Genomic DNA, 13763 nt, shown 5'->3' on the forward strand with positions numbered 1-13763 from the left:
CGCCCGGGCCTTGTGAGCTGGACAGATGGCTTTCGCAACATGCGCTGGAACCCTCGCGGCCGGGATCTCTTACTCTGGTGGTTGTCAACTGGGCGCGCGCAACGCGAGCGCAACGCCGTGATACACCGATGGGGACGTTTGGTTGGTGCGGACCGCGATGGGAGGTCAGTCGGTGGCGGACGGCGTGCGACGGTCTGATGCAGCGAATCCGCGTCGACCAGGGGCCGTGGACGGCACGCCGGAATCGCCGGCATACCCCGATGGAAGCGCGGCCCCGGCACATGCGGTTCCCGACCGTCGGGACGGCTATCCCCCGGGCCCGCACCGCAACCAGGAGCCGCACCGCAACCAGGACCCGAACCAGGACCGGTACCAGGACCGGTACCAGGGTCCGTACCAGGGCTCCGGTCAATATCAGGATTCCGGTCAATATCAGAACCCTGGTTCGTATCGGGATGCCGGTTCCCGTCCGCGGCCGGACAGGCCCCCGGCCCAGGATCCCTACCCACCGGCTGGCGGATATCCGGCGCCGGACTCGCGCGCGCCTGGTCCCCACCCGGGCAACGGCGCTGCGCCACGGGCTGAATACGTTCGCAATGATCGGACGGCTGGCCCCGGCAACGACGCCGGTTACCGCGCCGAGGCGGCGCCCCGTGGCCACGGTCCGGTCGCGCCCGGATACCCGCCGGCCGGTCGATCGCCGACCGACGTCTACGGTGAGAACACCCGATACGCCCCACAGGCCGCGCCCTCAGGGCCACCACCGGTCGATCCCGGTTCCCGTGGCGGCGCGCCGGCCTACCGTTCCGCGCCGCCACGGCCAGGCGGGCCTGGCGGGCCTGGCGGGCCAGGGCCAGGGCCAACTTCCGGTCCGCACCAGACCGCGGTGTCCCACCCCCAGCACGGGGACCGGCATCCCCAGGGTCGGCCCTATCCACCCGACACCGGGGGCTACCGGTCCGGTGGCCTAGGCGCGGGACAGCCGCCGGCGGACTTCGGGCCGGGGTACCCGCAAGCCCGTGGCGGGAACATGCCGCGCAACGGGGCCGCGCCGATCGCGTCGCCCGATGTGGATACCACGACTGTGGGCGGACGTCCCCCCGCGCAGCAGGCTTACCAGGGCCGCGCCGGGGGACAGCCATCCGCTGGGTCCACGGGGCCGATGCCACGCCATCCCGCGGATTCGACGCCCCCCAGGGGATCGGCGGGGGCTGCGGCGGGGGCCTCGGTGCGGGAATCGGGGATGGACGACGGATCTGCCGGTACAGGCGGTGTACGGCGCCCCCGTGAGACCCGTGAGACCACCGAGGCTACCGACCGGCCGAAGGGAGTCGCCCCGCCGCGTACCACCCGAGCACGCGCCGACGCTGCCGGCACCGGCGCCCGACGTCCGGGCGCGGATCGAGCGGATCGAGCGGACCGAGCGGACCGGCCCGTCAGGACGGAGCGATCCGCGAGCTCGGTCACGCCCGACCAGGCTGGCCGCGGTCGGTCCGAACGCGTGCGTGGCCGACGTCGGGATGACCATGGCAGCGCGCCATCCTCGATTGAGGACACCGGTTCGCACCGGGCACAGCCCCGCAACGCCGTCGCAGGCACGCCACTGCTGCGGCGCCTGCTGTACGCGGTGGTGATTCTCGCGGTCGCCTTCGCCGTCGGGGGTGGCGCCGGGTTCGTCTGGCAGAAGATCAATCCCGGTAAGGCCGCCACCGCGGCCCGGCCGGCCACCGCGCCGAGCGGCACGGCCGCCGCGGCGGGGCCGTCGGCATCAGCAAGCCCCGCCGCTGGCCCGGGCACCACAACGGCCCCCGTGACGGTACCGGCTGACTGGGTCGCCGTCACCGACGCGAAGCAGCGGGCGAAGTTCTCTCATCCGCCGGGGTGGAATCAACGCAGAGACAACACCGCCGTCTTTTTCATCGAGGCCCCGGCGGGAACAGCATCGGGATCTGGAACAGCATCGGGATCCGGGACGGCGACGGGCGGGCCTCGGATGATCGGAGTCGCGCGTGTCGCGGCTACGGATCAGCGGGCGGCGCTCAAGGCCGTCCAGGACTCCGAGTTCGCCACTCAGCCTGGGTTCACCCAGGAGAGGTCCGGACAGGTCACGGACACGACCGCCGCACCGAGCCAGGAGCTGGTCGGCTCCTACCTGCGCGAGGGGCAACGAGTCACCTACGTGATGCGGGCACTGTCGGCCGGGGACGCGGTCTATGTCCTGATCGCCCGGTCGTCATCGGCACAGGCGGACACCGCGACGACCCTGATGGCGAGCTTGCGGGCGTCGTTCACCCCGGCCTGACCGACGCCGGTCCACCCCGGCCTGACCGACGCGTTTCAGAGGTTGGGTCCGGCTCGGTGCGACCGCATTGGCGCGAGCAGCCGCCAGAGCACCTCTGCGGTGTTGAACTGTGCCGGACCGCTGCTGGGTGGCCAGCCATGGGCGACACCGGGAAGCAGGAACTCCACGACCCGCTGGTCGGACGAGCAGCTCGTCTCCTTTCTTGTCGCCGAGTAATGGCCGCCGGCCGGGGATGCGGCTGTGGCGGGGGCTGTGGGCGTGGGCGTGGCCTGGCCACCGGCCGCATCCTCGGTCGGTACCCCGTCGGCGTCGGTTCTGACGCTGTCGTCCGGTTGCGGGGGCGAAGGGCAGCCGGCTCTGGCCCGGAACGGCTTCAGGCTGTCCTCGACCGATGTGAGCGATGCCCCCAGCACATCGGACCAGGCGGTGCCTTCGTAGGGAACGCGTTCATCGAGCTGTCCGTGCACGGCCACCACACCGATCGGGGCCGCCGGTGTGCAGCCTGTGATCTGCCGACTGGCTGCCACCACGGCGATGCCGGCGATTTCGGACGGGTGCTCACACGCGTAGCGGTACGCGAGCATCCCACCGTTGGAGAAGCCGACCAGAATCACCCGGTGACGGTCGATGGGATAGTGCTGTTCGAGATGGGAGATGAGGGCCCGCAGCCATCCGACGTCGTCGACATGCTCGGCGGCGGCCTGCCCGCAGCAGGTGCCGGCGTCCCACGATTTGTCCAGACCATCGGGATAGGCCACGGCGACGCCGGCACTGGCGGCCAGGGCATCGATGCCCCACTTCGCCTGGGGCTCGCGACCGTCGTTCGCAAGGCTGTGCAGCGCGACGACGAGCGGAAAGGGCCGCGGGGATGTGGCCGGCGGCAGGGTGAGGCGCAGCTGCGGCGTTCGCCCTGACCGTTCGTAGGCGTCCGGTCCGATCGTCGGGGTGGCGGCGCCAGCCACGGGCGTGATCGGCGTCCGGTGAGACCGGCTCACGGTGGCGCACCCCGCCAGGTACCAGGTCAGGACAAGTACGAACCCGGTGATGAGGCTGAGCATGGTGCGGCGACGCGAGGATGGCACCACTCGGATTTTGTCCCGCCCGCCAGACGGGCCTGTCATCGGTGTCGGTGTTGATCTCCTCGTGGACTGCGAAGGCCACGGATGACGCTCGTCTCGCCATCCCGGCCGGTGTGTGGTGCGGGACCCGTGGTGGATCCGGGCAGGGCCGAAAAGACGCCTGACTCCGGTGCCGCGCCCTGGCTACCCAGGCCGCATCCCGACGGTGTCTGCAGTGTCGTTGGGGTTGTGGCGGGCGTTGGGGTTGTGGCCGCAGGCATTGGGGTGGACGCCGACATGTGATCTTTCGTTCGACTCCGGACGATGTCAGTGCCGGGCCCGTGCCCGTCTGTCCTGACCACGCCGAGACGGGGTCGGTCGGTCGGGCCGGTCCGGTCTACCGGATCGGTGATATCGGTAATATCGATGACATCGGCCATGCCGGCTATATCAGCTACCTCGACATCACCTGCATCTGTCAGGTCGGCTGTATCCGACGCGGCTGCCTCATCAGGACGCTCTGGCCGCGGGCTGATCGCGGCGGCGGCGCGCCGATAGCGGACAAACGCCTCCTGAGCGCGGTTCTCCAGGTTGTCGACCAGTTCGAGCTGCTCGCGGACACGACGCTCACCGGCTGGTCCGGCGGCGAGAAGGTCCGACAGGCAGCGGTCGACCGCGCGACGGGCCTGCAGCCAGACAAGGAGCAACCGGGAGCGCTCCAGGTCTGATGGCATGTCCACCGAAATGTCTCCCCCGCTTCCCGCGCTCCGCGCAGGTGGCCTGCGGCCGCGGACGGCCTGGGGACCCAGGCCGTCCGGCAGGCCGAATCCAGCGCGCCGCATGGCGGAGCGACGGGACCGGCGCCGCCGTTGGTCGCGACACTCCGTCGTACCCAGAGTGCCTCACCCACATCCCTCGCGTGCGTCAGTTCGCACAAGGAGCATGGGTGCGTCGTGGGGATCTCGGATGGTTTGGGTGGTCCTTGGGTCTGATGGCGTGGTGTTCGTGATTGCCGAGTGTGAGCATCGTTCCAGCTGTGACTGCCATGTCATATCTTTACGAAGTCATGTCGTTACGAGGTCAGGTTCTCCTGCGGCCAGGTTGTCACGACGGTTGCCCCGGCTCGGGGTCGAGGCCTGATCCGCCGGTTGCCGTGGACGTGTCCCGTTCGTGCTCGGGGATCGGATCCGCAGGGTCCGCCGTCTGCCCGCCGTTGCCGTGACCCGCCGCCACCAGATCACCGACCAGATCACCGACCGGGTCACCGGCCAGATCACCGACCGGGTCACCGGCCGGGGCGCTGACGAGGTCGCTCACCGGGACGACCACCGGCTCCTCGGCGGCGGCACGAGCCCGGTTGTCCCGCCAGGTGGACCTGGCGGTCGTCAGCTCCGGGCCACCACGGCGTAGAACCTCCTCCCAGCGGCGTTGCATCGGACGAATCAGGCCACCACCCACCCCGACCACCGTCACCCCGGTGACCGTCGTGAGCAGGGCGTAGAGCATCGGGGTTGTCACTGCGGTGGCAAGTCCGAGTTCGTCGAGGGCTGCCTTGCCAAATCCGATCATTATGAGCACGGTTGTGGTGGTCGCTGCGGTGTTCGCGTAGTGAAGGCCGGTCAGCGCCTCGCCGACGAAGGCGCGGGCGGCCGATGCAAGGGTGACGCCGAGTACGAGCACCGCACAGGCGAGAATCGCGTGCGCGAGCAGGATGGTGAGGTCGCGGACGAGGTCGCTGACGGGGTTCGTGCCGAACAGGCCGAGGGCCAACTGGAAGAGCGCAAGGAGTGCAACGGCGAACACCAGCCGTAACACGCCGACGCGCAGCTCGTGGGCGGGCCGGCGGAGCGCGCGGGTGAGCCCACCCCGGTCGAGCAGGTTGTCGGCGCCGGCGCGGTCAAGGAGATGGTTGATGATTCTGATGACGGCGCGGACGGCCAGGCCGCCAGCGAACATGATGAACGCGAACGCCCCGATTTTTGGCACGATCTGGGCAAAATATGACCATACATCCGATAAGCCCTCATTCCACCCGGCGGCCTGCGGTGCCAATAGTCCCCACTCTCATCGCGACGGTCGTGCCCCAGGTCGGTTGCGCACCGGTCGGTCCTGCCCTGGTCGGTCGTGCGCTGGTCACTCGTGCGCTGGTCACTCGTGCACTGGTCACTCGTGCGTGTGGGCGCATTGTCACCTGACGATCGCTGTCTACCGATCGTTACCGGTTGCCCACCGCACGCACCGAAACAGCACACCTCATCGGTAACGATCGCACCATGTTGCCACACGGGCGCGGAAAGTAGCGTTCGTGTAGTCCGTCCGTGGATGCGCATGGCGTGGGTGTCACATGATTGTTCGCAGACCGCCGCCTGGCGGGGGAGTATCTGACGATCATGAACTGACTACTGACTGGCGATCTTCCGGACGATCTGCCGTGCGACCCGGTTCACCACGGCCTGGTCGGGGTCGTCGAACACGCGGCCGACGACGAAGGAGCTCTGGACCTGGCCGTGGAACACGAACATCAGATCGAAGGTCATCGGTATCGGCGGCCCGTCCAGAGTCATGGTCGCCTTCACCCTGGTCAGTGCGCTGACGCCGGGGGGCGGCTTGCGGGCTGACGCTGCCCCAACCGTGAACGTGCTGCTGGCGGGCAGGTCAGCGGCCTTGGCGTACTCGCGTTGGAGCAGCTGGCCGACGCAGGACGGGAAGGATGACTCGGCGGCGACTCGAACGGCACCCGCAATCACGTTGGCTGGATAGACCGCCGCCACGGATCCCATGAAGACCTGGCTGTCACTCGTGGTGAAGTACGGTCCCTTGGCCGAGTCCAGCGGCTCCACCTTCGACCCGGCGCTGGATTCACCCATGCACGAGGCGAAACTGGTCATCGCGGCGACCGACAGCGCGCCACGGTTGTCCAGCGACGTATTGGCCCCGAAACCGGTCGTCTCCGGCCCCTCGGTCAGCACATAGTCGTCGGCGTGCAGCGACGTACGGGCGGCCGCCTCCTGAGTCGGGGGCACGGGATCGGTTCCCACCGCGGCCGGACCAGGGACTTTTCCGCCTCCGCAGGAGCTGGTTGCGAGCCCCAGCAGGACGCAGACCAGACCGAGGCCGAGGGCCTGGACCCGCCCGCGCCGCGCCGCCAGCAACGTCCCCATCACCTGTGTACCCCCTGGATGCCGCCGTGGGTTCGGTTCGGCCGTTGCCATGGTCTCCGACAGCGCGAAAATCCATGATCGCTTCACCGCTGGCCTGAGCGCCCACCGGTTGGTCCAGTATGCATCGGTTACGTCGAAGGCCTCCGAACGATGTGAATCCGGTGCTGTCGGAACAGCGCTGGATCCACATCGTTCGCGGCAGCGGTGCCAGCAGCGGTGCCAGCAGCGGTGCCAGCAGCAGTGGATCAGACCGCGATTTCCACCGGGGTACCCAGCGGGAGCATTTTCGCGAGCCTGGTGATGACATCGTTGCGAACCCGGATGCAGCCGTGGCTGACATCCTGCCCGATCAGGTTGGGCTGGTTCGTTCCGTGGATACCGATCACCGGGGCCTGCCCGTCGAAGGAGTCGAGGGTGGTGGAGAACCCGCTGAGCCCGAAGGCGTACGGACCGTAGGCGCCGGCCGGGTTGCGTGGCTGTAGCAACTCGGTCAGGTAGAAGTGACCGCCGGGCGTCGGGGTGTCAGTTGTGCCCACGGCGATGGGCTCGTCCACGACGACCGTGGTCCGGTCATAGACCCGCAGGCGGTGGTCCTTGCGGGCAACCACGATGTGGTAGCTCGTAAGGCTGGCCTTCACCTGGGACGCCTTCACCCAGCCGGTGCTGCCGTTGGGCTCCACCGGCAGCAGGACGTGCCACCAGTTCGGGAGTTTCGCCACCACCAGGAACACCCGCGGAGCACCTGCCGGGTTCGGGCTGTGCAGTTGGGAGGACGCGGTTTTCGCCGTGGGGGTCTTGTAGATGTCCACCACCGCGCCGGTCGCGGTCACGACCGTGTTCATCCCGTCGGCGTTGACGGCGGTCACGGCCGCGAGCTGGCTGCTCACCGGATCCGGAAGGGCTGTCGCGGACGCCTGTGCCTGGGCCTTCGAGCCCCCTCCGCCGCAGCCGGTCAAGGCAACCATGCCGACGACGACGACGATCAGCGCGATCTTCATGCGCCTGCCGGTTGGACGGTGGTCGGTTGGACAATGATCGGTTGGACGGTGATCGGTTGGACGGTGATCGGTGGAAACCGATATGGCGGACGCCGTCGGCCCGGATCCGGGGCGACGGCGTCCGATCAGAGCTGAGGAGGTCATCCCGTGTAGTGAACCTTGTCGGTGACGACAGCCGTTGCCGGGGCTGCTACCGGCGCGGTCGTCGTCGACACCGGCACGGTCCCGCCGCCACCCGCGCCGCTCGTCGAGGTCGCGGTGGGGGACGCCGTGGTGGTGGTCGCGCAGTGCGCGATGGCGAAGGCCGGGATCGCCAGCACGACGTCTCCGGTCTCCACGTCGACTGCGCCCGCGATCACGGCATCGGCCGACGAATCCAGCGAGATGGTCTTGCCGGCCCCGATCGCACCGAAGTTGTAGTTGACGTTGGTGTCGATCCACGCAAAGCCGTATGCCTTGGCGGCGGTGTTCTTGAGCGTCCAGGCAGGGCCCTTCGGGCCGCAGGTGAAGCTGACCACCAGCGGCTGGGGCACCAGGTCAGCCAGGGACACGTCATCCGGCAGCCAGGGAGCGAGATCGACAAGTCGTTTGTCCAGGTCGGTCAGCGGCATTCCGGGAAGCGACGGAAGGCCCGACGGAAGGGACACGCCACCCGGCCGCTTGGTCACCGGTGGCTGGGACGGCAGTGCATCTTGGCCCTGCGGCGGTACCGCGGGCGTCGCACTCCCTACCGACCCGGCCGGCGGCGTCGGGACCGGCGTAGCGGTGTCAACCGCATCCGGTCCGGCCGGTGCCGGCGCGCCAGCAGTTGCGGTGGCTGCGGGCGTTGTGTTCGCTGCGTCGGTGTCGTTTGTCGCCCAGGCCGCAGGCGCGGCCAGCCCGACGGTTATCGAGCCGATTACGCAGGCCAGAGCCAGTCGCGTCCTGCCCAAACGCATTGTGTGTGTCCCCTCAGACGTCAGGTGGGCTGGCTACAGGGCTTGTGGCCACCGTCACAGCCGCATTTCCGGGGAACCATACCAACGCGCTTTTCGGGGCTCGCGGGCGGGGTCGCATGCGATGAACAAGGACCCGTAGACGTGTGAGTGTGTTGTAGACGTGTGAGTATGTTTTGGTCTCGTAGGTTGTCAGTCTGGCTCGGTCAGTTAGATTACATGATCAGCTGGTAGCTGAAAAAGTCACCGGCCACGGCTTAGAGCGACCGGCAATAGGGGACGCGGCGTCGCGGGGCTGGGGCACGCACCTCGCATCGTTGTCGTCGGTCGCCACCCAACACCAGGGTGACTCCCTCCTCCGCCTCGCGATCTACGCACCCCAGCCCCGCTCCTTGATCCACGCCCCTATTGCCGGGCGCTCTTATTCGCCCACCGCCCACCTTTCGGGGTTCGTCGGTCGGGGATCGTCGGTCGGGGTTCGTCAGTGCGGCCGCTCGTCCGGCTCCCGCACCACTTCGCGGCTCTCGGCTGCGGTGATGGCGTCCTGCGAGTCATAGCGGATGAACGACGGAACAGCCGCCGCGAGCAACGCGGCGCCGGCAACGCATGCCAACCCGCCGCTGACCACTGAGAACATCGGCGAGACCAGGGCTGCCGCCGTTCCCGCCTCAAGGTCCCCCAGGCGCGGGCCGCCCGCGACGACCACGATGAACACCCCCTGAAGGCGTCCGCGCATCGCGTCCGGTGTGGCGACGTTGAGCATCGAGTTCCGGAACACCGCACTGACCATGTCGGCGGCGCCGGCGGTGGCGAGCAGCAGCACACCGGCGGCGAGGTTGTGGACGAGCCCGAATCCGGCGATTGACGTACCCCAGATGATCACGGCGATGACCACGGCCAGCCCGTGGCGCCGGATGCGGCCGAACCAGCCGCCGACCACCGCCCCGGCCAGCGCGCCTGCGGCGACCGCGGCGTAGAGCAGCCCGGCGGTCTGCGTCCCGCCACCGAACTGTGTCCCGGCGAGCTCGGGGAACAGCGCCCGCGGCATTCCGAAAACCATCGCGACGATGTCTATGGCGAACGTCATGAGCACTATCGGTTGGCCGCGTAGGAAGCGTAGTCCGTCGAGGACGCTCGCGATGTCGGCTCGGGTGCCGCCGCCCGTCGGCGGCATCGAAGGCAGCCGCGCGAGCGCATAGAGCGCGGCCCCGAAGGTCACGACGTCCATCCCGTAGGCGAGGGTGTAGCCCGACGCCGCGACCGCCACCCCGGCAAGCAGCGGACCGGCGGTCAGGGCGGTGTTCCAGCCGATCTGCTGCAGTGCTGTGGCCGCGGGAAGCTCCCGCAGCGGCACGAGGTTCGGCGTCATCGATCGCCGGGCCGGTTGGTCGACGGACATCAGCGCGGACTGGGCGGCCACGAGGGCGAACAGCGGCCACACCGTATGCAGGTCGACAAGCGCGAGAGCGAACAGCCCGACCGACACCGCGGCCAGCCCGCTGGAGGAGACCAGCGCAAGTCGCCGGCGGTCGACGGCGTCCGAGATCGCCCCGCCGAACATCCCGAAGACGACCAGTGGCACCAGAGCGACCAGGCCGGTCAGTCCGACCGCGAACGAGGACCTGGTGATGTCGTAGACCTGTAGCGGTACCGCGGTAGTAGTGATCATTGAACCGACCGCGGAGACGGTCTCGCCCGCCCACATCCGCCGGTAGGCCGGGTAGGCCCGCAGTGGCCCGATGTCGGTCAGGACGGTGGCGGCGATCCGCCGGCCGAGCCCCGGGGTCCGTCCCCGGGACGTCACGTGGTCGGGCTCCGGGGCCGAGTGCCCGTCGGTCTGCCCGTCGGTCTGCCCGTCGGTCTGCCCGGCGGTTGCACCGGTGCCGACCACGGTGTCGGGCTTCCTCACGGTGCCAGGCGTTCGATCACCCAGCGCTCACCGCGGGCCGGGCGACACGCCTCATCCGCGCCGGTCCGGCGGAAGCGGAGCCGGTCGTGGAGCCGGTCGTGGCGGCCCGCCCAGAACTCGACGCTGTCCGGGACGAGCCGTATCCCGCCCCAGAACGGCGGTACCGGGATCGGCCCGGGTTCGGGCCAGCGGCCGGCGAGGGCTGCCCGGCGCCGCTCAAGCACATCCCGGGAACTGATCGTTTCGGACTGGTGGCTCACCCACGCCGCGAGCTGGGACCCACGCGGGCGGGTGTGGAAGTAGGCCGCGGTCTCCTCGCCTGACACCCGTTCGAGCGCACCGGCGGCGACGACCTGGCGTCCCAGCGCATGCCAGGGAAAGACCAGCGAGCCGTAGGGGTTCGCCGCCGCGTCGCGGCCCTTGCGGGATGTGTAGTTGGTGAACAGCGTGAAGCCGCGTTCGTCGAACGCCTTGAGCAGGACGATGCGGGCGCTGGGCCGGCCGCGTGCGTCGGCCGTGGCGAACACCATCGCGTTCGGTTCGACCAGTGCCGATCCCGGTTCGGCGGCGGTGGCGGACGCCTCGGTGAACCATCGTGCGAACTGACTCAACCAGGTAGGGGCGAGATCGGATTCGGACAGCCCACTGGTGGCGTACTCGCGCCGCTGGGTCGCCGGGTCCGCAACGGCCGGCGGCGCATCGCGGTTCGGGTGTTGCGACACCTGACCGATCCTGGCACCCGGCTGACCGCGGCACCTGGGAATCGGCATCCGATCGCGGAACCGCAGCGACGAGTTGTGAGCTGTGACACATCGAGTGGATGGCACCAGGTGGCGTGGTGTCGGGCACGTCCGTCCGATGGGTAGGGTTCACCGGTGCCGGAGGTTGCCGGTTCTGTGCCGGGCCGGCGCCGCCCTGTGGTTGGCCTGGGCGAATGTGGCACTACCCCCGACAACAGGGCAGGATGCAGACAGGCAATTGGGTATGCCGATGTAAGCAGCTCACATCAGTTACGGCTGGCGTTCGGTGCTCGGGAATGACCCGGCGTACCGCCAACGGCACCGGCCGGGGACAGGAAGCGGAGCCCGGACTTCGATGGCCGACAGGACAAGCGACTTCAAGCCCGGCCTGGAAGGCGTGATCGCCTTCGAGACCGAGATCGCGGAGCCGGACAGGGAAGGTAGCGCGCTGCGGTATCGCGGCGTCGACATCGAGGACCTCGTCGGCAAGGTTGACTACGGTCATGTGTGGGGGTTGCTCGTCGACTCCTCCTTCGAGCCCGGCCTGCCGCCGGCGGAGCCCTTCCCGTTGCCGGTGCACTCGGGCGACATCCGGGTGGACGTGCAGAGCGCGCTTGCCACGCTCACTCCCTACTGGGGTTTCGGCCAGCTCATCGACATCTCCGACGCCGAAGCCCGGGACAACCTGGCGCGGGCGTCGGTGGTGGCGCTGTCCTTCGTCGCGCAGGCGGCACGCGGTCTCGGTCTGCCCGCCGTCTCGCAGAAGGAAGTCGACAAGGCCCGCACGATCACTGAGCGTTTCATGATCCGCTGGCGGGGAGAGCCGGATCCCAAGCATGTCCAGGCAGTGGATGCCTACTGGGTATCAGCTGCTGAGCACGGTATGAACGCGTCCACCTTCACCGCCCGGGTGGTGGCCTCCACCGGTGCGGACGCGGCGGCCGCACTGTCCTCGGCGGTCGGGGCGCTGTCCGGTCCGCTGCATGGCGGGGCGCCGTCCCGGGTGCTCGCGATGCTGGACGATGTCGAGCGCACCGGCGACCCGGTCGGTTACGTACGCCGCGCGCTTGACCGCAAGGAGCGGCTGATGGGTTTCGGTCACCGGGTGTACCGCGCGGAGGATCCGCGTGCCCGGGTGCTACGGCGGACGGCCCGCGACCTTGGTTCACACCGTTACGAGGTGGCCGAGGCGCTGGAAGCCGCGGCCATCGAGGAGCTCACGAACCGGTACCCGGACCGCCCGCTGCGGACGAACGTCGAGTTCTGGTCCGCTGTCGTGCTGGACTACGCGCAGGTGCCGCCGCACATGTTCACGTCCATGTTCACCTGTGCCCGTACCGCCGGTTGGAGCGCCCACATCCTGGAGCAGAAGCGCACCGGACGCCTCATCCGCCCGTCCGCGCGCTACATCGGTCCGGCGCCGCGACCGCTGGGTGACGTCCATGCCTGACGGCATCGTCATCCCCGGGCAGCTGCGTCCCGTTGACGGGCGCTTCGGTTGCGGCCCGTCCAAGGTCCGGCCCGAGGCGGTCGCCCAGCTCGCCGCGACCGGAACGTCCCTGCTCGGGACGTCGCACCGGCAGAAGCCCGTGCGCAACCTGGTCGGACGCGTCCGCGCGGGTCTCGCCGACCTGTTCTCGCTGCCCGACGGCTACGAGGTGGTGCTCGGCGTCGGCGGCTCCACGGCCTTCTGGGATGCGGCCGCGTTCAACCTGGTGCGGGAACGTTCGCAGCATCTGGTGTTCGGGGAGTTCGGCGGCAAGTTCGCCGACACCGCGAAGGGCGCGCCGTTCCTGGCCGAGCCGTTGATCATCACCTCGGCGCCCGGCAGTCATCCCGACTGGGCACCCGAGCCGGGCATCGACGTGTACGCCACCCCGCACAACGAGACGTCCACGGGCGCGGCGAAGCCGGTCCGCCGGCCGGTCGGGGCGGACGAGGGTGCGCTGCACCTGGTCGACGCGACCTCCGGCGCGGGCGGGCTACCCGTCGACATCCGCGAGGTCGACGCCTACTACTTCGCGCCGCAGAAGAGCTTCGCCTCCGACGGCGGGCTGTGGGTGGCGCTGCTCTCACCGGCCGCGATCGAACGGTTGGCTGAGATCGCCGCGTCCGATCGGTGGATCCCGCCGTTCCTGGACCTCACGACCGCCCGGGACAACAGCTCCAAGGACCAGACCTACAACACCCCGGCGGTGGCCACCCTGTTCCTGTTCGCCGACCAGGTCGAGTGGATGCTCGCCCGCGGCGGCTTGGACTGGTGCGTGCGGCGGACGGCCGAGTCGTCGTCCATTCTCTACACCTGGGCGGACAAGGTGCCCTATGCGACACCGTTTGTCACCGATCCGGCACAGCGTTCACAGGTCGTGGTCACCATCGACTTCGACGGCGTGGACGCGGCGGTTGTCGCGAGTACCCTGCGCGCGAACGGCATCGTGGATGTCGAGCCGTATCGCAAGCTCGGCCGTAACCAGCTGCGGGTCGCCTGCTTCCCGGCCGTTGAGCCGGCCGACATCCAGGCACTGACCGGCGCCATCGACTACGTCGTCGAACGTCTGTAACCGGCTCGGATCTGTAACCGGCTCGGATCTGTAACCGGCTCCGACCTGTAACCGGCTCGGATCCGTAACCGGCTCGACCCGACACAACGATCTTTCGAG

11 protein-coding genes are annotated in these 13763 nt (G+C 69.2%); 4 read left to right on the forward strand and 7 right to left on the reverse strand.

The features are described 5' to 3' along the window. Positions 1 to 1501: 1501 nt before the first annotated feature. Entirely contained in the window at positions 1502 to 2302 is an 801-nt protein-coding gene (locus U9979_RS00735) for a hypothetical protein (RefSeq protein WP_322777828.1), read from the forward strand. Between the two features lie 35 nt (positions 2303 to 2337). Here the strand turns inward: U9979_RS00735 and U9979_RS00740 are convergent, their stop codons facing one another. Next, complete coding sequence (locus U9979_RS00740) at positions 2338 to 3387, reverse strand: alpha/beta hydrolase family esterase (protein ID WP_322777829.1); 1050 nt, start codon at positions 3385 to 3387, stop codon at positions 2338 to 2340. 272 nt (positions 3388 to 3659) lie between these two features. Between U9979_RS00740 and U9979_RS00745 the strand changes: the two genes are divergently transcribed. Beyond that, positions 3660 to 4088 carry a hypothetical protein gene (locus tag U9979_RS00745; RefSeq protein ID WP_322777830.1) on the forward strand — a complete coding sequence of 143 codons (429 nt, stop codon included), beginning with the start codon at positions 3660 to 3662 and terminating at the stop codon, positions 4086 to 4088. 376 nt (positions 4089 to 4464) lie between these two features. Here U9979_RS00745 and U9979_RS00750 read toward each other — a convergent pair whose 3' ends face one another. From U9979_RS00750 to pdxH, 6 genes are all read right to left on the reverse strand, one after another. Further along, complete coding sequence (locus tag U9979_RS00750; RefSeq protein ID WP_322777831.1) at positions 4465 to 5412, reverse strand: mechanosensitive ion channel family protein; 948 nt, start codon at positions 5410 to 5412, stop codon at positions 4465 to 4467. Positions 5413 to 5759: 347 nt separating this feature from the next. Continuing rightward, the gene (locus U9979_RS00755) at positions 5760 to 6521 is read right to left on the reverse strand and encodes a hypothetical protein (RefSeq protein ID WP_322777832.1); all 762 of its coding nucleotides are present in this window, start codon (positions 6519 to 6521) and stop codon (positions 5760 to 5762) included. Between the two features lie 245 nt (positions 6522 to 6766). Further along, positions 6767 to 7519, reverse strand: a complete 753-nt coding sequence (locus U9979_RS00760; RefSeq protein ID WP_322777833.1) for a L,D-transpeptidase — start codon at positions 7517 to 7519, stop codon at positions 6767 to 6769. Positions 7520 to 7659: 140 nt separating this feature from the next. Continuing rightward, positions 7660 to 8457, reverse strand: coding sequence for a hypothetical protein (locus tag U9979_RS00765; RefSeq protein WP_322777834.1), 798 nt, complete (start codon positions 8455 to 8457; stop codon positions 7660 to 7662). Positions 8458 to 8935: 478 nt separating this feature from the next. Beyond that, positions 8936 to 10363 carry an MFS transporter gene (locus U9979_RS00770; protein ID WP_322777835.1) on the reverse strand — a complete coding sequence of 476 codons (1428 nt, stop codon included), beginning with the start codon at positions 10361 to 10363 and terminating at the stop codon, positions 8936 to 8938. Beyond that, positions 10360 to 11085, reverse strand: coding sequence for a pyridoxamine 5'-phosphate oxidase (gene pdxH, locus U9979_RS00775; protein ID WP_322777836.1), 726 nt, complete (start codon positions 11083 to 11085; stop codon positions 10360 to 10362). The genes U9979_RS00770 and pdxH overlap by 4 nt, the downstream gene beginning before the upstream one ends. A gap of 373 nt (positions 11086 to 11458) precedes the next feature. On the opposite strand from pdxH, the gene U9979_RS00780 reads away from it, so the two are divergent. Together U9979_RS00780 and serC are read left to right on the forward strand one after the other, a co-directional pair. Beyond that, positions 11459 to 12553, forward strand: a complete 1095-nt coding sequence (locus tag U9979_RS00780; RefSeq protein ID WP_322750705.1) for a citrate synthase 2 — start codon at positions 11459 to 11461, stop codon at positions 12551 to 12553. Next, positions 12546 to 13664 (forward strand): phosphoserine transaminase, encoded by a 1119-nt coding sequence (serC, locus tag U9979_RS00785; protein WP_322777837.1) that lies wholly within the window; start codon positions 12546 to 12548, stop codon positions 13662 to 13664. Before U9979_RS00780 ends, serC begins: the two co-directional genes overlap by 8 nt. Positions 13665 to 13763 lie beyond the last annotated feature (99 nt).

The sequence above is a fragment of the Protofrankia sp. Cas4 genome, from assembly GCF_963555915.1.
Lineage (GTDB): Bacteria > Actinomycetota > Actinomycetes > Frankiales > Frankiaceae > Protofrankia.